A 20,778-nucleotide genomic window follows, 5' to 3' on the forward strand; every position below is an offset into this window, starting at 1 on the left:
GGGCGCGTTATGCGCCCCCGGTTTGGCGAGAGGCCGTGGTTTTTGCGACGGCCGCTTGGGCGCCAACGGCCCATAGCAGCGACGCCGCAGCCGTGACGGGGGTGCGCAACCGGTCTGCCAAAGCAGGCGGAAATACCTCATCTACGGCCAAAAGGGCTGCAACCTTTTCTGTCGGTGTCGAGGCAGCAGCGGAAATTGTGCGCAACTTTTCGGCCAACGGGTCTTTGACATCGATCGGATTGCCTGCCTCGTCAACCCCGCCGACATAGCGCATCCACGCCGCCACGGCGAGGCAAAGGCCGGGGCAAGCGCGGCCGGCTTGCAGGTTTTGCGCCAAGGTGCCCAACAGCCGTTGCGGCAATTTTTGGCTGCCATCCATTGCGATCTGCCACGTGCGGTGGCGGATTGCGGGGTTGGCATAGCGGGCCTTTAGGGCGCGCGCATAGTCGGGCAGGTTAACGCCGGGCGGGGTGGCAACGGCGGGCATTATCTCATCCCACAGCTGCTCGACAAAGGTGGAAAAGGCGGGGTTCGCCATCGTATCGGCGATGGTTTCATGCCCCGCAAGATAGCCAAGATACGCAAGAGAGGAATGCGTGCCATTCAGCATCCGCAGTTTCATATGCTCAAAGGCCGTAACATCCTGAACCATTTGCACGCCAACCGAGGCGAAATCGGGGCGCAGGCCGCCCACAAAATCATCCTCGATGACCCATTGGCGGAAGGGTTCGTGCAGCACGGGCGCCGCGTCATATTTGCCTGTCAGTTCGGTCACGCGGGCGATATTGGCATCTGTTGTCGCGGGGGTGATACGGTCGACCATCGTCGCCGGAAAGCGTGCGTTTTCAGCAATCCAATCGGCCAATGCAGGGTCGATCAGGCGGGCGAGTTGCAGCACCACACCGCGCACCAGTTTGCCGTTTTCGGGCAGGTTGTCACAGGTCAAAATCGTGAACGGCGCAAGGCCTGCGGCACGGCGGGCAGCCAGTGCGCGGACCAGAAAGCCGGGGGCCGAGACGGGCAGGGCATTGACCAGATCATGCTGAATATCCGGATGATCGGGGTTCAACGCGCCGGTCGCAGGGTTGTGGCAATACCCCTTTTCGGTGACGGTCAACGAGACAATTTTGACCGCCGCATCCGCCATGGCCGCGATGACAGCGGCAGGGTTTTCAGGTGCGACAAGCACATCTTGCAGCACGTCGATGACCTTTGTCTGCTCACCCTCGGGGCTGAGCGTGACCGAGGTATAGGCCCAATCTTGCGGGGCAAGCGCGTCACGTGTGGTCGGGCTTTTTAAGGAGACGCCGATGATGCCCCAATCACCGCCTTTGGCGGCCATAGCCTCGTCCACATAAATGGCACCAAAGGCGCGGTAAAATGCGCCAAGGCCAAGGTGTATGATGCCAACGCCGGAGCGCGGGGCGGGGCTGCGGGTCAACCGGTCAGCGGGCAAGCCAGCCTCCATCAACATTCAAGACCGCGCCGTGGATATAGGCCGATGCAGGCGAGCAAAGATAGGTCACAGCACCCGCAATATCGGCAGCATTGCCCCAGCGGCCGGCCGGAATTCGATCAAGGATTGCCTTGTTGCGAACAGGGTCGGCACGAAGGGCCTCGGTGTTGTTGGTTTCAATATAGCCGGGGGCAACCGCGTTCACGTTGATGCCGCGCGCCGCCCATTCATTTGCCAGCAACTTGGTCAGCCCCGCCACGCCATGTTTGGACGCAGTGTAGGACGGTACGCGGATGCCGCCTTGGAACGACAAGAGCGACGCGATATTGACAACGCGGCCTGTGCCGCCCGTGGCCAGAATTTCACGCCCGAATGCCTGCGTTGTGAAAAACAGCGCCTTGAGGTTGACGTCCATCACGTCATCCCAATCGGCCTCGGCAAAATCAACGGCATCGTTGCGGCGGATTATTCCGGCATTGTTGATCAAGATATCGAAACCCTGGCCTGCGAACAGGGATTGGCCCGCCATTGGATCAGTGAAATCGACCAGCAGCGATGATGCCTTGCCGCCTGCATCCGCGATCAAACCCACGGTTTCATCACAGGCACGACGGCCTGCACAGATTACTTCGGCACCAGCCGCCGCCAGACCAATTGCAATGGCCTGGCCGATGCCGGTATTCGCGCCCGTCACCAAGGCGCGGCGACCGTTCAGGGAAAACGGATTGCTCATTTCAAATCCCCCGGTGCCAGCATGTCCATATCGGTGAAATCGACGTTATCGCCGGCCATCGCCCAGATGAACGTATAGGCCCCGATGCCCGCGCCCGAATGGATAGACCACGGTGGCGACAATGCGCCTTGTTCATTGGCGATGAACATATGGCGGGTTTCAGTTGGTTCGCCCATCAGGTGCAAAACGCGCGCATCTGGCGCCATGTCGTGGTAAAGATAGGCCTCCATCCGGCGGTCATGGGTGTGGGCGGGCATGGTGTTCCACACGCTGCCATTCAGCAAGGAAGTATAGCCCACAAGCAGCTGGCAACTATCCATGATCTGCGGGTGAATAAACTGCCGGATTGTGCGCTGGTTAGAGGTTTCGGGCGCGCCGAGGTTGACCTCTTTGGCCTGCGCCACAGTGACCAGCCGCGCGGGGCAGGCGCGATGGGCGGGGGCCGAGGTGATGTAATACCGGCCTGCGCCTGCAAATGTTACCGCACCCGTGCCCATGCCAAGGTACAGCACATCGCCTTTGTTCATCGTATAGGTTTCGCCACCGGCTTGCACAGTGCCAGTGCCGCCAATGTTCACGATGCCCATTTCGCGCCGGTCAAGGAATGAGGGCGTGCCGGATTCCACAACTTTATCAAGCGTCAGGCTGCCGCCCGCAGGCACTGCCCCCCCCATCACAAAGCGGTCGTAATGGGTATAGACCAGCCGGATTTCACCATCGGCGAACATCCCTTCAGTCAGAAAATTCTTGCGCAGTGCAGCGGTATCCATGCCCTTGGCGTGGTCTTGGTGAATTGCGTGGCGGGTTTCAACGGTTAGCATATCGGGGCCTTTCGGTTATTTAAACTGTCGTGGCGGGTTGCTAAAGCATGACCTGTACGACGGCGAAGTTTTGGGGGGTTCCTGATCAATGGGAAGCTGAAGCCTTACAATTTATAGGCTCGTTTTGCCAAACGGTAGGCCAGATCATGTGCGACCTCGGGCGCCTCATCCGCGGCCAGCCTGCCTGTGGCCACCAAGGTTGCCAAGAACGCACAATCGACGCGGCGGGCAACATCATGGCGGGCAGGGATCGAGCAGAAGGCGCGGGTGTCATCGTTAAAGCCGACGGTGTTGTAAAACCCCGCCGTTTCGGTCGCGGTTTCACGAAAGCGGCGCATCCCTTCGGCGCTGTCGTGGAACCACCACGGAGGCCCGAGTTTTAGCGCGGGGTAGACGCCGGCCAGTGGTGCCAATTCGCGCGGGATGCTGGTTTCATCTAGGGTAAAGACGATAATCGTCAGGTCCGGCCGGCCCCCTACAGCGTTCAAAAGCGGCCTTAGCGCGTGAACATAATCGGTGCGGGTCGGGATGTCATAGCCTTTGTCGCGGCCGAAACGTGCCATGATATCGGCAGAGTGGTTGCGCGAAGAGCCGGGATGAATTTGCAAAACCAGCCCGTCATCCAGGCTCATCCTTGCCATTTCGGTCAGCATCTGGCCGCGGAACATATCGGCCTCATCCGCCGTGCATTTGCCTTGCAGCGCACGGTCAAACAGCTTGGCGGCCACGTCTTGCGACAGGTCTTCGGTGCGGGCAGTGGCGTGACCGTGATCCGAGGATGTGGCGCCAAAGCTTTGGAAAAAGGCGCGGCGGGTGCGGTGGGCGGCAAGGTAACCTGCCCATGTCGCGGTGTTTTCGCCCGTCAAGGCGCCCAATTGTTCAACATTCGCGGCAAAGCCGTCAAACTCGGGGTCGACGACAGCATCAGGGCGATAGGCTGTCACCACTTTGCCTGACCAGCCGCTGTCTTGGATCATCTTATGCCAGCGCAGATCGTCCAGCGCGCTTTCGGTGGTCGAAATCGCCTCGATCCTGAACCGTTCAAACAGGGCGCGGGGGCGGAATTCGGGGCGGGAAAGGCATTCGGCGATATGGTCATAAATCGCGTCGGCGGTGGTGGCTGACAGGCGCTGGGTGACGCCAAACACCTCTTGGAACGCGTGATCGACCCAGATGCGCGAGGGCGTGCCACGGAACAAATGGAAGTTTTCAGCAAACAAACGCCAGATCTTGCGCGGGTCTTGCTCTGTCGCGCCGCCATCAACGCGCGGCACGCCCATTGCCTCGAGAGGAATGCCTTGGGAATGGAGCATACGAAACACATAGTGATCGGGTGTGACGAACAGCTGCGCGGGGTCGGGAAAGGCCTTGTTTTCGGCAAACCAGCGCGGGTCAGTGTGGCCATGCGGGCTGATGATGGGCAGATCGCGCACGCCATCATATAGGGCGCGTGCCATGTCGCGCAGGGCAGGGTCCGTGGGAAACAGGCGGTTTTCATCAAGCAGCGTCATTGCTTTTTCCTTTGGATGTGGGCCGTGAACCCGGTAAGGGCGTGTTAAGCGGGGCAGGCATTTTGCCATCCGGCAGATCAAAAAGATCGGGTAGAGCTTTGATAATGATCGGAAGGTCGCTAAGCACTTCACGCAGATGCTGACGAAGGGTGCGCTGTGCAAGGGTCGGGTTTTGCTGCTCTAGCGCATCAACCATCTGGCCGTGCTGACGAATTAGCTTGTCTACCGGAAATTGTTTCATGGCCAGGAACCTGACCCGATCCATCTGCGATTTCAAACCCTCAATTTGTTTCCACGCGCCGCCTTTGCCTGCGGCCTCGGCCAGCGTGCGGTGAAAGGTTTCATCAAGCTGGATGAAGGTTTCCGCATCATTGGGGCCAAGTGCTCGCTGGGTTTCCAGCTGTTGGCGCAGATTTGCCACAAGGCCCTTGGGCGGTGCCGATGCGAGGATCAGCAATATATCGGCCTCAATCGCTTCGCGCAGGAATTGGGCATCCAGAACGGCTTGATAGGCGATTTTAGAGACAAAGGTTCCGCGCTGCGGCAGCACCGTGAGCAGGCCTTGTTCTTGCAGCTTTATAAACGCCTCGCGCACAGGTTGGCGGCTGACGTTATAGGTGCTGGCGATCTCGGTTTCAGAAATGCGGTTTCCCGGTGCGAGATGGTTTTTAATGATACGCGCGCGCAATAACTGTGTTATCTGCGGGGTAATTGGCCGCAAGGGATCAAGTCCTGCAATGCTGTCCATTTGTGCCAAATTGATTCTCCTCGCACATCAGCTTGCCATACTTGCATACTAGCATGCAAGAGTTTGGCGTGCTATTACTGCCTCCGAATCCCGCGTTGCCAAGTGGCTGCAGGACAAAGCGGCACACATCACGGAGCAAATTCATGCAGGAAAGCTGGCGCTGGTACGGTCCATTGGACAAAATCGAACTGAACCAGATTGCGCAAACAGGTGCGCAAGGCATTGTGACATCACTGCATGAAATTCCATATGGCGAGGTGTGGTCGATTGATGCAATTGCCGCGCGCAAAAAGCTTTTGGCAGATGCGGGGCACGGCCAAGAATGGCTGGTCGTGGAAAGCCTGCCCATCCATGAGCGGATCAAACGCGGCGATGGTGATTTGACGGGGCTATTTGCCAATTATCGGCAATCCATGGCGAATTTGGCGGCGGAAGGGGTAAAAACCATTTGCTACAACTTTATGCCGCTGATCGATTGGTCGCGCACGGCGTTGCGCCAACCATTGCCGCATGGGGGCAATGCGCTGCGGTTTGACCAAGTGCATATCTGTGCGCTTGAAATTCACATGCTGGGCCGGGAGGGCGCAGAGCAAGAGTATTCACAAGAGGTGAAAACCCGCGCGAAAGCTTGGTTCGACGCCTCGTCCGAAGAGGACAGAAATGCGCTGGTAGATGCGATCATGGCCGGCCTGCCCGGCGCCTATGACCGCTATGACGTGCCCGCGCTGCGTGAAGCGCTGAAGCTGTATGACGGGATTGGTCGTGCCGAAATCAAGGCCAATTACGCCCGCTTTTTGGCCGAAATTATCCCTGCGGCACAAGATTTGGGGATGAAATTCTGTGTGCATCCCGATGACCCGCCGCGCGATATTTTTGGCCTGCCGCGGATCGTAAGCTGTGCCGAAGATATTGCTTGGGTGATGGCGCAACAGGGCGCGGTTGAAAACGGGCTGACATTGTGTTCTGGATCGCTTGGCGCTGGGCCGCGCAATGACGTGCCGTTGATTGCTAAACAGTTTGCCGACCGGATTCACTTTGTCCATCTGCGCAACGTGCGCAAAGACCCCGACGGTTCCTTTGAAGAGGCGGCGCATTTGGAAGGCGACACAGATATGGTGGCCTTGGTGGCGGCATTGCTGGCCGAAGAAAAACGTCGCAAAGAGGCTGGTCGCGCCGATTGCAACCTGCCATGGCGACCGGATCACGGGCATGAATTGCTTAGCGATATCGGTTCGGGCACGCATCCCGGCTATCCGTTGATCGGGCGGATGCGCGGGCTTGCAGAAATGCGCGGCGTGATTGCAGCGTTAACCCACGCAGACATTTCGTTTCATTAGGGTGTATCGACCAGACGTATTAATACGTTTGGTCGACATCGTTTTCAAAGTAATCGGCATTGTTTTCGGCAATGTCCAAAAGCGTACCGTCAAGCCGGGTCAGATGCAGCATGCCCGCAGCAACGGCTGCATCTGGGTCGCGGTTTTTCACCGCGCTGGCAATATCTTCGTGATCTTGCAGCAAAACCGGCATCCGCTCATTCTTGAACAATCCCAGAATGCACAAACGGTCAACCTTGGCCTTTTCTTGCGAAATGACTTCAAAGGCAAAATCGACGCCGGCAATGTTGCACAGCGCCTTGTGAAACGCATAATCAAGCGCGCCGAATTTGTGATAATTGCCCTCGGCAATCACTTTGCGTTGCTGTACGAGATTTGCCTCTAGGGTATCTGCACCGCTTTGATCACATTTCTCGGCGGCGAACTGCAGCACCTTTGCCTCAACCGCCGCGCGCACAAAACGCGATTTCTCAATCTCGCGGGCTGAGAACCGTTTGACTTCGGTGGCGCGCTGCGGCCGAATCAACAGCAGATCGAGGTTGGCCAAACGGCTGAAGGCATCACGAACCGGCTGGCGAGAGACCCCAAACTGCGCGGCAATGTCGGCCTCGGATATTTTGTCACCAGGCCGTAAGCGCAGAGAGGATATCTCTTCGTTCAAATATTCAAATATCTCGTCGACGGTTGTGCGACGATCGCGGATTTGGTTCATGGGCATCACGTAGGCTTCCTCCAGAGCGTCGATTGAATAACGTTAAATCGGTGTCAAAGCTAGCGTTCTATTGTTTTGGCGGCGTTTATCGAACTGCGCTGATCTGCGATCAGAGGGTCACAAGGCAGGTTTTCTATTCTGGATGACCAAACCAGAATTGAGGGCAAGCATTCGCAGAATAAGTGAAGCGCGGGTTTCCATCGGATGGCCATTTTCACAAATTCTGCGACTCAGCTTCAAGCGAATATTTCATACTAGTATTCTAGATACTAAACTAGTATGCTAGTCTAAATTTACTACGAATCAATAGTTTTTCGGAAGCAGCCTAAGTGTGGCGGTGAATGCGGATACGCTCGGACTGGGAGGAGTACCAGAATGAGCCATGACAAAGGGAGACGGCATGTCAGGGGTTCGTTTAAAGGGCATTGAAAAAGCCTATGGCGCGGTGAAAGTTGTTCACGGCATCGATTTGGAAGTTCAGGAAAAAGAGTTTGTCGTACTTGTCGGGCCATCCGGCTGCGGTAAATCTACAACCTTGCGCATGATCGCCGGTTTGGAAGAGATTTCGGGCGGCGATCTGACTATTGACGATCGTCACGTGAACCGTGTTGCACCCAAAGACCGCGATGTCGCGATGGTGTTTCAAAACTATGCGCTATACCCGCATTTGAACGTTTCCGAAAACATCGCCTTTGGTTTGCGGATCCGTAAGGAAAGCAAAGAGAATATTGCCGCAGCCGTTGAAGAGGTCAGTGGCATTCTGGGCCTGACCGAATATCTGGAACGTCGGCCAGCAGATCTGTCGGGTGGCCAGCGTCAGCGTGTTGCCATGGGCCGTGCAATTGTGCGCCGCCCCAAGGTGTTTTTGTTTGACGAACCGCTGTCTAACCTTGACGCCAAGCTGCGTACGCAAATGCGCGCTGAAATCAAACGGTTGCACAAGCGTTTGGGCGTGACCAGCATCTATGTGACCCATGACCAAGTAGAGGCGATGACACTCGCTGATCGTATCGTGGTTATGCATGATGGCCGGATTGAACAGATCGGCACCCCGATGGAGCTGTTCCTGAACCCGATCAACACCTTTGTTGCAGGTTTCCTTGGCTCGCCGCCGATGAACATGGTCAAGGCCAAGATCGCCAAGGGTGAAAATGGCCCTGTGGCCGAGTTTGAGGGCCAGTCGATCCAGCTTGCCGCTATTCCCTCGCTTCAAAACGCGGTCGGTCGTGATGTCATATTGGGTATCCGCCCCGAATTTGTAAAAGTTGTCGCCGAAGATGCGCCTGATTGTGTCAAGATCGAGCTTGATTTGATCGAAACGCTCGGCTCCGAGGCGCTTATCCACGCCACACTTTCCGGCCAGCCCTTTGTAATCCGTACCGAAACCGTTGGTCAGATGCACATCTTGAACGGCTTTCCGGGCTTTACGATCGAGCCAAATTTGATCCGCGTGTTTGATGCGAAAACGGGCATGACGTTCCCGGGTCAGGTGATAGAGCAATGACCCAAGAAAAAAGCGACACCGCCCATAAGGCCCAAGATGCCAGCGGCTCTGACAAATTGCAGCGCGTCAAAGACCACTTGAAGCGCGAATGGCAGTTGTACGTTATGCTGCTGCCAACGATTATCTGGTTGCTCGTGTTTCTGTACAAGCCGATGTATGGCCTTCAGATCGCGTTCAAGGATTTCAGCGTATTTCGCGGTGTTGCGGGCAGCCCGTGGGTCGGACTTGAGCATTTCCAAACGCTTTTTGGCAACGATCAATTCCTTCGCGCGCTGAAAAATACCATTATCCTCAGCTTTTACGGTTTGATCTTTGGCTTTCCAATGCCGATCTTGCTGGCGCTGATGTTCAACGAAGTTCTGCACCAGACCTTTAAAAAGACGGCGCAGACCATCGTTTATCTGCCGCACTTTATCTCTTCGGTGATTATCGCAGGTATCGTGATTACGGCCTTTTCGCCCTCGGCGGGTATTGTGAACACGGTCCTGGGCTGGTTTGGCTATGATGCTGTTTACTTCCTGACCAAACCCGAATGGTTCCGCCCGATCTTTGTCGGCACCGGAATCTGGCAAGAGGCGGGGTTCCAGTCGATCGTCTATCTGGCCGCTATCGCCGGTGTGTCGCCGACTTTGTATGAAAGCGCTGTTGTTGACGGTGCGTCCCGTTGGCAAATGGTGTGGAAAATCACCGTTCCGTCGATTTTGCCGACCATCATCATCATGCTGATCATCCGTATCGGTAACATGCTGGAAGTGTCGTTTGAGATGATCATCCTGCTGTACCAGCCCGCGACCTACCAGACCGCCGATGTCGTTAACACCTTCATCTATCGTCAAGGTATTCAGGGCGGCCAATACGATCTTGCTGCTGCTGCGGGCCTGTTCAACGCTGTTGTCGCCTTTGTCTTGGTTATGACCGCAAACACAATATCCAAGCGCTATTCGCGCACATCGCTGTGGTGAGGAGGGACGGATTATGACCAACATGAACCTCTATTCGCGTGGTGACAAACTTTTCGTCATCCTCAACATGGTCCTGATCGGGATCTTCACCCTCTCGGCGCTGTACCCGTTCATCTACATCGCGTCATTGTCGATGAGTACAGGGTTCGAGGCCCGCGCAGGCAACGTCTTGCTAACGCCGGTCGGGTTTACACTAGAAGCCTATAAGCGTGTTTTGTCGGAGCCAGCCTTTTGGAATTCGTATAAAAACACGTTCATCTATACTATCGGCGGCACCTTGATGAGCCTCGCGTTCATCATCCCCGGCGCCTATGCGCTGTCGCGGCCCCAACTTTACGGTCGGCGGTTCTGGAACTTGATGGTGGCGTTTACCATGTGGTTCCACGCAGGGATGATCCCGTTCTTTCTGAACATGCGTGACCTTGGTTTGCTGGACAGCTATTTCGGTATCATCATCGGCTTTGCGGTTAGCGGCTTTAACATCATCCTGCTGCGCAACTTCTTTGAAGGCATCCCGCAGTCGTTTGAAGAAGCGGCGCGGATGGACGGAGCCAATGAATTCCAGGTGCTTTGGAAGGTGTATATGCCGCTTTCCAAGCCCGCCATCGCCACTGTCACACTGTTTTGCATTGTGTCGCGCTGGAACGGGTTTTTCTGGGCCATGGTGCTGCTGCAAGATACCGGCAAAATCCCGCTGCAGGTGTATCTGCGTCAGGTTATCGCCGATCTTTCGGACGACGAAGAATTCGCCAACAGCTTGCTGAGTGCCGCCTATTCGTTTGAGACGGTCAGCGCCGCGATCATCGTGTGTTCGATTATTCCAATTCTGCTCATCTACCCGTTCCTGCAAAAGTACTTCAGCAAAGGTATCTTGCTGGGTGGTGTGAAAGAATAACTGTTTATTTAGAGGAGGAGACTATGAAGAAACTCTCAGTGGCACTCGCCATTCTAGGGACGACGGCAATCACCGCGCCAGCCTTCGCCCAAGAGAACCTGAAGATCGTCGACAAGCCGCTAGAGCTGACGATCCACATGCATTGGCCGCGCGCCCAAGGTTATGGCGTTGGTGGCGACACAACCAAAATCTATCCGGTTGAAACCGCTGCGCGCGAAATGACCGGGATCTACCTGATCGACAAAACCTCGGGTAAGAACACCAAGGACAACAACGAAGCTTGAACCTGTTGCTGGCAACGGGCGATCTGCCGGACATCGTTGGCGGTAACAAAATCAAGCAGCCTGTTAACCAATACGGTCCAGAAGGTGCGTTCGTTCCTTTGAACGATTTGGTCAAAGAATATGCGCCGCATATTCAGGCATTCTGGGATACCCATCCTGGCCTGCAACAGGCTATCTCGGCCTATGACGGCAAGTATTACTACATTCCGTACCTGCCAGATGGCAAATTTGGCCGCGCTTGGTACATCCGTCAGGATTGGCTGGACAAACTGGGCTTGAAACAGCCGCAGAACGTTGAAGAATATCATGCTGTCCTGACCGCGTTCCGCGACCAAGACCCGAACGGCAACGGCTTGAAAGACGAAGTGCCCTACTTTGCCCGCGATTGGGAAGAAGTTCTGCGCTTGCTGACCCTTTGGGATGCACGCACCTCGGGTTCTGACTCTTACCACGATTTTTACGTGAAAGACGGCAAGATTGCGCACCCCTATGCCCAAGACGCGTATCGCGATGCGATGGCGAATCTGGCCGCGTGGTACAAAGAAGGTCTGATCGACCCCGAGATTTTCACCCGTGGGTCATCCTCGCGCGACTATCTGTTGTCGGAAAACCTTGGTGGGTCTACCCATGACTGGTTTGCCTCGACTTCGGGCTATAACGATGCGTTGAAAGACAAAATCGAAGGCTTTAACTTTATCCCGTTCTTGCCGCCGGCATCTGCCAAAGGCGTGCGCATGGAAGAGCATCGCCGCATTCCGATCAAGCCAGACGGTTGGGCAATCAGCTACCAGAACAAGCACCCGATTGAGACAATCAAGTACTTTGATTTCTGGTTCACCGAAACCGGCCGAAACCTGGCCAACTTTGGTGTTGAGGGTAAAACCTGGGATATGGTCAACGGTGAACCCACCTATAAACCAGAAGTCCTGAACAGTGACACGCCAGTGAACAGCCAGATGTATCTGGAAGGCGCGCAAATCTATCGCGGCTATTTCCAGGATTACCGGTATGAGTGGCAGTGGACATCGGAAGCCGCCCGCAAAGGTATCGAGCTTTATGATGCCAATGACCTGCTGATTGACCAGTTCCTCGGCGTCGCGTTCAACAAAGACGAACAGGCTGTCTATGACAAGTACTGGCCATCGCTGCAAACCTATATGCTAGAGCGTCAGCAAGCCTGGATTCTTGGTACAGGCGACGTGAAAGCTGATTGGGCGTCTTACATCGAGACCCTGAACAAAATGGGTTACGACCAAGTCATCGAGGTTATGAACTCGGCCTACAAGCGTCAGTACGGCTAATTGGCCCTTGGGCTAACTGAAATGGGGCGTGGCCATCTTTGGCCGCGCCTGTCCAATCGCGCCCCGAATTTACGAGAAAGCACGTCCCATGACCGGCAAGACATTCCCCGCACTTGATGAACCCAAAGCAGGCCGCTTGACGATTCAATACGCGCCGACAGCCGAGACCCACATCACCGAGAACCCGCCGCGGTTTACGTGGCTGCCAGTGATCGAAGATGACGCGCGTTATGTGTTGCGCATTTCTGCGGACCCAAGCTTTTCGGCCAAGACGACCAAAGTTTTTGCAGGCATTCCGCTGAACTTTTTTACCCCGGATGTGGTGTTGGAAGCAGGCAGTCACTATTGGTCCTATGCTGTTTGCGATAGCGCAGGCAAACCCACCACCGCATGGAGCAGCACCCGTAGTTTCACCATTCCGGCTGGCCTTCCTGAAACGGCGCTGCCACCGCGCGAAACCCGCTATGCCAATTCCACCCTTAGCCACCCGCGCCTGTGGTTGACAGGCGACCGCTTGGAAGACTTCCGCAAAGCGGTGAAGGCCGATCCGAACCATTGCGCCTGGGCCAATTTCTACGAAAAATCCGTTTTGCCGTGGATGGACCGTGATATCTTGCCCGAACCCGCAGGTTATCCGAACCACCAGCGCACCGCGCCGGTTTGGCGGAAGACCTATATTGAGTTGCAAGAGGTCATGTATGCCATCCGCCATCTGGCGATTGGCGGCCAAGTTACCCAAGACCCGAAAATGATTGCCCGCGCAAAGGAATGGCTGCTCTCGGTTGCAGAATGGGACCCGATGGGTAACACCTCACGTGCTTATACCGATGAATGGGCCTACCGCGTCACCAATGCGCTGACATGGGGTTATGACTGGCTTTACAACGACCTGACCGAGGAAGAGCGCGCCAAGGTGCGGGCATCTTTGATGGAGCGCACCCGCGACATCGCAGAACACGCGATCATCGGCGCGAAAATCCATTTGTTCCCCTATGACAGCCACGCTGTGCGCTCGGTTTCCCTGACGCTTATCCCGGCACTGATTGCCCTGCGCGGTGATGAACCTGACGATCAAGCCCGTGAGTGGCTGGATTATTGCATCGAGTTCTTGGCCACCGTTTACTCGCCTTGGGGTGACAGCGATGGCGGCTGGGCCGAAGGTACGAACTATTGGATGATGGGCATGGCCTATCTGATCGAGGCCGCGAACCGTTTGAAATCCTACACCGGGATCGACCTCTATAAGCGGCCATTCTTCCGCAACACCGGTGATTTCCCACTGTTTTGCAAGGCGCCCAACAGCCGTCGCGTTTTCTTTGGTGACGACAGCACGCAAGGCGATTTGCCCTGCATCAAAACGGGCATCAACCTGCGCCAATATGCAGGTGTTACCGGCAATGGCGCCTACCAGTGGTATAATGAGGAACTGGCGCGCCTGAACCCCGGCACCGAAATGGCGTTTTACAACTGGGGTTGGTGGGATACGAACTTTGACGAACTGACCTATCTGACCGACTATCCGTTAGTCGAAGCAACTGCGCCAGAAAGCGGCTTCCGGTGGTTCAAAGGGATCGGCTGGGTTGGCATTCAGCATGCAATGGCCGACCCCGAAAACCATATCCAGTTTGTGATGAAATCGTCGCCTTTTGGGTCGATCAGCCACAGCCACGGCGATCAAAACGCCTTTTGTATGGGCGCTTATGGCGAGGATATGGCGATCCAGTCTGGCTATTACGTCGCCTTCAACTCGACCATGCACCAGAAATGGCGGCGCCAGACGATTTCGAAAAACGCTATTCTTATCAATGGTAAAGGCCAATATGCCGATAAGGATAAATCCAAGGCGATGGCGGCAACCGGCCAAATTCTGGCGGCCGAACAGCGCGAAGACCATATCTATATCAAAGGCGATGCCACCGCGGCCTATCAAAGCCTGTCGCCCGAGGTCACATTGGCCGAGCGCGAGGTTTACTTTGTGCGCAACAGCTATTTCGTGATTGTCGATAAGGTTGACGCGAAAACGCCTGTTACGCTGGATTGGCTGCTGCATGCAAACCAACCGTTCGAGTTGGGTGGATCTTCTTTCCGCAACACCGGCGAAAAAGCGGGTTTTTACGGGCAGGTTGTTTGGTCCGAAGCGGGCAAACCCGTTATGAGCCAAGAAACCGGCTTTCCTGGCGTTGACCCTAGCGAATACGAAGGACTGCCTGTCAGCACCTGCTTGAAGGCGCATTACACGGCGTCTACACGCCACCGGATTGCAACCTTGCTGGTGCCTTACAAACTCAGCGATCCCAAACGGATTTTCAACTTCCTTGATGACCAAGGCTATGACGCCGACCTCTATTTCACGGACTCGGATGAAAACACATTCCGCGTGGTGATGAAGAAACTGGCAAATACCTGATATTCGACGACAAAAGCATTGGCCGCAGAACGGCCAGTGCCAAAACGCAAATTATTTCACGGAGACGTAGAATGACTGTTAAAAACCTGTTTCCGGCAAAGGAAAACAAACTTGTTGATGCGGGCGGCGGGCTGTCACGAAAAGTTGCCGCGTATAACGACAACGTAATGTGCGTCGAAGTCCATTTCGAAACCGGCACCGTTGCGGCGCTTCATAGCCACCCGCATGAGCAGATTACCTATGTTATTTCGGGCCGCTTTGAATTCAAGGTCGGTGACGAGACATATGTGATTTCAGCCGGCGACTCGCTTTACAAACAACCCAATATTGTTCACGGCGCAACCTGCCTGGAGGCAGGCAAACTGTTGGATATCTTTACGCCGCACCGCGAAGACTTCCTTTGAACGCTCAATCCTCAAGAATAAATGAATGGAGTACATCAGTATGACCAAACCCGTCATCGGATTTATCGGCCTCGGCCTTATGGGCGGCAATATGGTGGAAAACCTGCAAAAGCGGGGTTTTGAACTGGTTGTGATGGACCTTAACAAAGATGTTGTGAACACTGTCATTGCCCGTGGCAACGCGCGCGAAGCCGCCTCGGCCAAGGAACTGGCTGCAGCAAGCGATATCGTGATGCTTTGCCTGACCAAGTCGGAAGTTGTTGAAAAGATCGTCTATAGCGATGATGGCATTCTGGCAGGTATCAAAAAAGGCGCGGTTCTGATCGATTTCGGCACATCCATCCCGGCCTCGACGCGCAAGATCGGTGCTGACATAGCTGCCAAAGGCGCAGGTATGCTTGATGCACCTCTCGGCCGCACCCCGGCACATGCCAAAGACGGCTTGCTGAATATCATGGTCGGCGGCGATAAGGACACCTTTGAAAAGGTGAAGCCTGTGCTGGATGAGCAAGGTGAAAACGTGTTCTATCTTGGCGCGCTTGGTGCTGGTCATACGACCAAGCTTATCAACAACTTTATGGGTATGACGACCGTTTGCACCATGAGTCAGGCCTTTGCCGTGGCCGACCGTGCCGGGGTTGATCGTCAGCAGCTTTACGACATCATGTCGGCGGGTCCTTCGAATTCTCCGTTCATGGGGTTCTGCAAAAACTATGCGGTTGATGGTGTCAGCAATCTGGGATTCTCGATCAATAACGCCAACAAGGATTTGGGCTATTTCCTTGCGATGGCCGAAGATCTGGGTACCCGCGCGGAAATCGCCGAAGGCACCTCGCACAACCTTCAGGCTGCCGTCGACGCCGGGTTGGGCGAAGGCAACGTACCGGAAATATTTGACTATTTCCTGAAACTTGGCAAGTAAACCACGCGGACAGTTGCGTGATGAAATAATAAAGGACAGGGAAAACAATGAAACTTAAGGGAAAAACGGCAATTGTCACTGGTGGTGGCCGTGATATCGGCCGCGCCTGTGCTGTCAAACTGGCATCCGAGGGCGCAAACGTTGCTATCAACTATTTTTCCAGCAGCGAAGGTGCTGATGCCGCTGTAGCCGAGATTAAAGCGGCTGGTGGAAATGCGTTCGCCTTGCAAGGTGACTTGAATTCGCAGGCTGGCGTCGATGCGCTTGTTGCGAAAACTGTGGCTGAATTTGGCGGCCTAGATATTCTGGTCAACAACTCTGGCGGCTTGATTGCCCGCAAAACGATTGCGGAAATGTCGCTGGAACATTGGCATGCGGTTATGGACCTGAACCTGACCAGCACGTTCTTGATGATCAAAGCCTGCCTTGCCCATATGAAGACCGGCGCGATTGTGAACCTTGCCAGCCAAGCCGGGCGCGATGGCGGCGGCGGCGGTTCGGTGGCCTATGCTGCGTCAAAGGGCGCCGTTATGACCATGACGCGCGGTCTGGCCAAAGAGCTTGGCCCGAATATCCGCGTAAATGCCCTCTGCCCGGGTATGATCGACACCGATTTCCACAATATCCACACCAAGGACGAAGTGCGCCGCAATCTCGAAGCCTCGGCCCCGGTTCGGCGTCAGGGTTTGCCCGTGGATGTTGCGAATTTGGTGCTGTTTTTGGCCTGTGAAGATTCAGCCTTCATCACTGGCGCGAATGTCGACATCAACGGCGGCATGCTTTTCAGCTAAATTTGGCCAATCGACACGAAAAAGGCCCGCCGATCAAGGCGGGCCTTTTTATTTGCAAATTCGGGCCTTAGCGGCGCAGCTTTTTCACAATGTCGCTGGCCAGTGCGTCAATCGCCACACCCGTGGCTTGGGCAACGGAGGCGGGCGAGTTATCGGCCAAAGGCGCAGTTACTGCAAAGCGCTGTACAGATTCGCGTATGGCCCCATCCGGCGCGGCAATTGCGAATTGGCCGCTCAGTTCAAATTCGCCATTCAGTTTCGCGATCATGCGGTCAATTCGCACCTCGACCTGCACATCTGCCGATTGGGCCAGCGGCCAAGGCTCGGCTGCGACGGATGCGGTTGAGCGCAGATCAAGGCTCCGCGCCAAAGCGCCGGTTACACCGCGCACCGGATCATCGGCCCACACGGCCTTGGGCACCACTGTCAGCGCGCCGCCTTCTTGCTCGACCACGATTTCCGAGGCCGCAGCATAGGCAGGCAGCGAAACTTCACGCACTTCAACAGTTCCGACCGCAACTTTGGTTTTCGCAACAGAGGGCACTGTTTCGGCAGCAATGGGAAACCGCGCATTGGTGTCGCCACAAGAGGCGAGCGGCAGGGCGGCGGCGAGGGCGATGGTAGCTATACGAATATTCACATCAGCGTCCTAGGATAAGAGAGTTGGGGTTGCGCTCAATCGTGCGGGCCAGTTGGCTAACAGATTTTGCGGCAGCTTTCAGCTCGCGCAGCAGATCAAGCGTTTCGGAATTAAAGGTGGATTTCGCGCCATAGGTCGACAATAGCGCATCGGCTTTGGATATCACAGAGTCGAGTTGCGCCGTGACATCTGGGAAGTTCTTTGCAGCACTTGCCACAGCATCCGCTGCATTACGGGCCGAGGCCAGCGCCGCATTGGTGTTGGTAATCGCCCCGCCTTCGCGCAGCTCTTTCAGCGCGGCCTCTACCTCGGTCAATGCCGAAGCCAAGGCAGGCGGTATGCTTTTTGCGCCTTCGGTGCCGATCAGGGCGTCGGTGCTGTCCATCACGCGGGTTACGGCGGCGATCAGCTCTTCGGCCTTAAGGTCGTTCACTTTGGTTGCAATCGCACGCAAATCGGTGATCAAAGCAGGCAGATCACCCGAGGCGGTTGCAATATCGGCCGAGGCTTTGTCAAAGCTTTTAAGCGCGCTGGCCAGTTGTTCGGCTGCGCCTTGTTCCTTCAGATCTGCTACGATGCTGCGCAAATCGGCTATCACACCGCGCAATTCGCCCGGAATGGCTTGGGTATCTTCCTTGCCGACCAGCCCACGTGCATCCTCGATCAAGCCCAGGATCGCATCGGGTGCGCGTTGGGTGCCGGGGGCGCTGGCGATGGTTTCAATCGCGGCCATAAGCGAAACAGCTTGGTTCATAACCTCTTCAATCGGCAGGTTATTCACGCGCTGCAACACGCCTTCGGCCGTTGCGGTAAAGTCGGGAAGATCGGATTTGACACTCGGAATAATCGGCGTGCCGTCGGCATCATCTGCCAATTCGGCAGGCGCGGCGTCGGGCAAATCAGCCAACTCGATTTTCAATGCGGCACTGAAAATGCTGGTCGTGGCAAGGCGCGCCCGCATACCGTCTTTTACCAGTTTTTCAATGAAATCATGCGTGGCTTGCGCGTCTGCAGTGGCCTCTAGCCCCAAAGTTTGCGGGTCGATTGAAATCAGGGCCCGCATATGTACTTTGCTGCCGCCGGTTGCTGTTTTTGCAATGAAAGCACCAATGCCGGTGATTTGGCCAATCCGCAAACCGCGATATTCGACCGGTGCGCCCGAGGCGAGACCGCTAACCGACTCGGTGAAAATGACCGACATCTTGATCGAATTGGCGCTAAGTTGGGTAAAGATACTATCGCGTGCCGCAGCTTCATTCGCGAACAAGCGGAACAGCGTGTCATTGGTTACCGGTTGGCCACCTGAAACGATATTTTCAAATGCCACACCGCCGGTCAGCAACGACCCAAGGCTGGCGACGTTCAAATCAAGCCCCGCAGGCCCAAGGGTAACGGAAAAGCCGGCCATGTTCCAAAACCGCGAGTCTGTGGTCAGGAATTTATCATAGGGTGCGTTGATGAACGCCTCAACATCGGTGCTATCGCCGGTTTCCGACAGGCGCGGCGTGTCCAACTGACCAACCTCCATCCCGCGGAAAAACACGGGTGCGCCGGGGGTCAGGCTGGTGCCGTTCTTGGACCGGATCTTGATGCGCGTGCCTTCATGGCCGGGGCGGATAAGCGGCGCCTCTTTCAAGCCGTCAAAGACACGGGCTGTTGAGCCCTCGATCGGCGTCCAGGCGGCGTTAAGATATACACCTGACAAAACCGTTGAAAGCCCGCTGATACCGCGGGCACTGACTTCGGGGCGGACAACCCAAAACATTGTCTCGGGGCTTAGGGTATCGGCTACATCCTTGTTGATGCGGGCAGTTACCTCGACATGCGACATGTCTTTGGTGAACTTTACGTCCTCGACAGCGCCAATGATCACATCACGAAATTTGATCGTGGTGTCCTTGGGTGTAATCCCTGCCGCATCCTGAAATACAATCGTAATCAGCGTGCCCTTGTTGCTATAGTTTTGCCACGCCACCCCAAGCGATACCAGCAGCGCCAGAATCGGCACGAGCCACACAAAAGACAGGTTGCGCCAAGGAGAGTGCTTGGCAGGTAGAATATCCATATCGGGAAGCGTTGGTTGGGTCATTTAGTGTGTTCCTTGTCAGCATCCCAGATTTGCCTAGCATCAAAGCTTTGGGCCGAGAGCATTGTGAAAGCCACAGAAAGCGCAAAGCTAACCGCTGCGATTCCGGGGTGAATACTTGCTGCTGATCCCAGTTGGACCAGCGCGGTCAGAATGGCGACGACGAAAACGTCGATCATGGACCAGCGGCCAACAAATTCGACCACCTCATAAACCTGGTGGCGGCGGTGTGCCGACAACCTGCTAGGCCGCCCGATGCCAAGCGCCAAATAGGCGATGGCAAAAAACTTGCTTGCCGGGATAACGATGCTGGCAAAGAAAACAATCGCTGCAATGCCAATCGAGCCATGATGAACCAGTTCCAGAATACCGCCGAGCAGTGTACTGGCCGATTCCTTGCCCAAAGTGGCCGTTTTCAGCATCGGATAGGTGTTGGCCGGGATAAACGCGATAATCCCCGCGACCCACCATGCCCAAACCTTTTGCAGGCTTTGGGTGTCACGGCTGGCCAAAGGTGCCCCGCAACGCAGGCATACCGTCGCCGCAGCCGGATGAACCCGTCCGCATGTTGTGCAATTGACCAGACCCGCTTCTCGCGCGGTCAGGTAGCCCCGCGCGCTTCCAGCGTTTTCCATATGATCAAACTACTCATAAAATTGTCTTTCAGCACGGTGATGACCACCAATGCGGCGAATGCCCAAAACGCGGGGCCTATTGTAAGCGTGGCCAAACCGCCAACCTTGACCAAGGCAACGGCCACGCCGACGATGAACACCTCGGCCATGGCCCAAGGTTTCAGCTGCTCGGCCACCCGAAAGGCCCGTGCCGCGCCACGCGCCGGTCGGTGCCCAAGGGCCATGGGCGCCACAGCGTATAAAATCGCGCTGAGCCGTGTTAATGGCAGAACAACGATCAAACCTGCCATTGCCAGCGAAAGCGGTACCATCAAGCCGTCGGAGTAGGCCAGAATCGTATCAATCACCGAGGCTTGTTGTTTAAGCCCATGCGTTGAAATCGTCAGAAACGGAAAGCTGATCGCAGTGATCATCAAAATCGTAGCTGTTACGGCCAGCATCACTATTCGCGTCATGGCATTGGCCCGCGGTGCGATCAGCAGATGGTGGCATCGGCTGCACCGCCCCTGGCCGCCCTGCGGGATAGACGGAAAGTGGTAGAGCGAGTCGCAGACAGGGCAAGCCACCAGATCGGCAAGATCGGAGGATGCAATACTGGTCGGTGTTGGTTCCGCGTTTTCCATTGGCAC

General features: G+C 55.7%; 20 protein-coding genes. 10 read left to right on the plus strand and 10 right to left on the minus strand.

The features are described 5' to 3' along the window. Positions 1-7 precede the first annotated feature (7 nt). From AKU79_RS15960 to AKU79_RS15980, 5 genes are all read right to left on the minus strand, one after another. Positions 8-1,456, minus strand: coding sequence for a mannitol dehydrogenase family protein (locus AKU79_RS15960; protein WP_050524853.1), 1,449 nt, complete (start codon positions 1,454-1,456; stop codon positions 8-10). Further along, positions 1,446-2,189: a 2-dehydro-3-deoxy-D-gluconate 5-dehydrogenase KduD gene (gene kduD / locus AKU79_RS15965; protein WP_050524564.1), complete on the minus strand. Its 744-nt coding sequence runs from the start codon at positions 2,187-2,189 to the stop codon at positions 1,446-1,448. Before kduD ends, AKU79_RS15960 begins: the two co-directional genes overlap by 11 nt. After that, positions 2,186-3,010 (minus strand): 5-dehydro-4-deoxy-D-glucuronate isomerase, encoded by an 825-nt coding sequence (kduI, locus tag AKU79_RS15970; protein ID WP_050524565.1) that lies wholly within the window; start codon positions 3,008-3,010, stop codon positions 2,186-2,188. The genes kduD and kduI overlap by 4 nt, the downstream gene beginning before the upstream one ends. 104 nt (positions 3,011-3,114) lie before the next feature. Then, positions 3,115-4,521, minus strand: a complete 1,407-nt coding sequence (gene uxaC / locus AKU79_RS15975; protein WP_050524566.1) for a glucuronate isomerase — start codon at positions 4,519-4,521, stop codon at positions 3,115-3,117. Continuing rightward, positions 4,508-5,269 (minus strand): GntR family transcriptional regulator, encoded by a 762-nt coding sequence (locus AKU79_RS15980; RefSeq protein ID WP_050524567.1) that lies wholly within the window; start codon positions 5,267-5,269, stop codon positions 4,508-4,510. Before AKU79_RS15980 ends, uxaC begins: the two co-directional genes overlap by 14 nt. A 143-nt stretch (positions 5,270-5,412) precedes the next feature. Between AKU79_RS15980 and uxuA the strand changes: the two genes are divergently transcribed. Then, positions 5,413-6,606, plus strand: coding sequence for a mannonate dehydratase (gene uxuA / locus AKU79_RS15985; RefSeq protein ID WP_050524568.1), 1,194 nt, complete (start codon positions 5,413-5,415; stop codon positions 6,604-6,606). Between the two features lie 19 nt (positions 6,607-6,625). Here the strand turns inward: uxuA and AKU79_RS15990 are convergent, their stop codons facing one another. Then, a complete protein-coding gene (locus AKU79_RS15990) occupies positions 6,626-7,324 on the minus strand; it encodes a GntR family transcriptional regulator (protein WP_050524569.1) in 699 nt (232 codons plus the stop codon). A gap of 394 nt (positions 7,325-7,718) precedes the next feature. Between AKU79_RS15990 and AKU79_RS15995 the strand changes: the two genes are divergently transcribed. The 9 genes from AKU79_RS15995 to AKU79_RS16030 all read left to right on the plus strand — a co-directional run bounded on the left by AKU79_RS15995 (position 7,719) and on the right by AKU79_RS16030 (position 16,788). Then, entirely contained in the window at positions 7,719-8,822 is a 1,104-nt protein-coding gene (locus tag AKU79_RS15995; RefSeq protein ID WP_050524570.1) for an ABC transporter ATP-binding protein, read from the plus strand. Continuing rightward, positions 8,819-9,784 (plus strand): ABC transporter permease, encoded by a 966-nt coding sequence (locus AKU79_RS16000; RefSeq protein ID WP_050524571.1) that lies wholly within the window; start codon positions 8,819-8,821, stop codon positions 9,782-9,784. The genes AKU79_RS15995 and AKU79_RS16000 overlap by 4 nt, the downstream gene beginning before the upstream one ends. Positions 9,785-9,797: 13 nt before the next feature. Next, positions 9,798-10,679 (plus strand): carbohydrate ABC transporter permease, encoded by an 882-nt coding sequence (locus AKU79_RS16005; protein WP_050524572.1) that lies wholly within the window; start codon positions 9,798-9,800, stop codon positions 10,677-10,679. A gap of 23 nt (positions 10,680-10,702) precedes the next feature. Next, positions 10,703-10,963 carry a hypothetical protein gene (locus AKU79_RS19570; RefSeq protein ID WP_197087371.1) on the plus strand — a complete coding sequence of 87 codons (261 nt, stop codon included), beginning with the start codon at positions 10,703-10,705 and terminating at the stop codon, positions 10,961-10,963. After that, on the plus strand, positions 10,960-12,264 hold the full coding sequence (locus tag AKU79_RS16010; protein ID WP_197087373.1) for a type 2 periplasmic-binding domain-containing protein: 1,305 nt from the start codon (positions 10,960-10,962) through the stop codon (positions 12,262-12,264). The genes AKU79_RS19570 and AKU79_RS16010 overlap by 4 nt, the downstream gene beginning before the upstream one ends. Positions 12,265-12,352: 88 nt before the next feature. After that, on the plus strand, positions 12,353-14,671 hold the full coding sequence (locus tag AKU79_RS16015) for a DUF4962 domain-containing protein (RefSeq protein ID WP_050524573.1): 2,319 nt from the start codon (positions 12,353-12,355) through the stop codon (positions 14,669-14,671). Between the two features lie 71 nt (positions 14,672-14,742). Further along, positions 14,743-15,075: a cupin domain-containing protein gene (locus AKU79_RS16020; protein ID WP_050524574.1), complete on the plus strand. Its 333-nt coding sequence runs from the start codon at positions 14,743-14,745 to the stop codon at positions 15,073-15,075. Positions 15,076-15,115: 40 nt separating this feature from the next. After that, entirely contained in the window at positions 15,116-15,997 is an 882-nt protein-coding gene (locus AKU79_RS16025; RefSeq protein ID WP_050524575.1) for an NAD(P)-dependent oxidoreductase, read from the plus strand. Positions 15,998-16,044: 47 nt separating this feature from the next. Continuing rightward, on the plus strand, positions 16,045-16,788 hold the full coding sequence (locus AKU79_RS16030) for an SDR family NAD(P)-dependent oxidoreductase (RefSeq protein WP_050524576.1): 744 nt from the start codon (positions 16,045-16,047) through the stop codon (positions 16,786-16,788). A gap of 67 nt (positions 16,789-16,855) precedes the next feature. Here the strand turns inward: AKU79_RS16030 and AKU79_RS16035 are convergent, their stop codons facing one another. From AKU79_RS16035 to AKU79_RS16050, 4 genes are read right to left on the minus strand one after another with little or no spacing between them, the layout of a single operon-like run. Further along, positions 16,856-17,428, minus strand: a complete 573-nt coding sequence (locus AKU79_RS16035) for a PqiC family protein (protein WP_050524577.1) — start codon at positions 17,426-17,428, stop codon at positions 16,856-16,858. A gap of 1 nt (position 17,429) precedes the next feature. Further along, positions 17,430-19,517: a PqiB family protein gene (locus AKU79_RS16040; RefSeq protein ID WP_050524578.1), complete on the minus strand. Its 2,088-nt coding sequence runs from the start codon at positions 19,515-19,517 to the stop codon at positions 17,430-17,432. Next, positions 19,514-20,149 carry a paraquat-inducible protein A gene (locus AKU79_RS16045; RefSeq protein WP_050524579.1) on the minus strand — a complete coding sequence of 212 codons (636 nt, stop codon included), beginning with the start codon at positions 20,147-20,149 and terminating at the stop codon, positions 19,514-19,516. Before AKU79_RS16045 ends, AKU79_RS16040 begins: the two co-directional genes overlap by 4 nt. Then, entirely contained in the window at positions 20,116-20,772 is a 657-nt protein-coding gene (locus tag AKU79_RS16050) for a paraquat-inducible protein A (protein ID WP_050524580.1), read from the minus strand. Before AKU79_RS16050 ends, AKU79_RS16045 begins: the two co-directional genes overlap by 34 nt. Positions 20,773-20,778 lie beyond the last annotated feature (6 nt).

This window comes from Pseudorhodobacter wandonensis, from assembly GCF_001202035.1.
Classification (GTDB): domain Bacteria; phylum Pseudomonadota; class Alphaproteobacteria; order Rhodobacterales; family Rhodobacteraceae; genus Pseudorhodobacter; species Pseudorhodobacter wandonensis.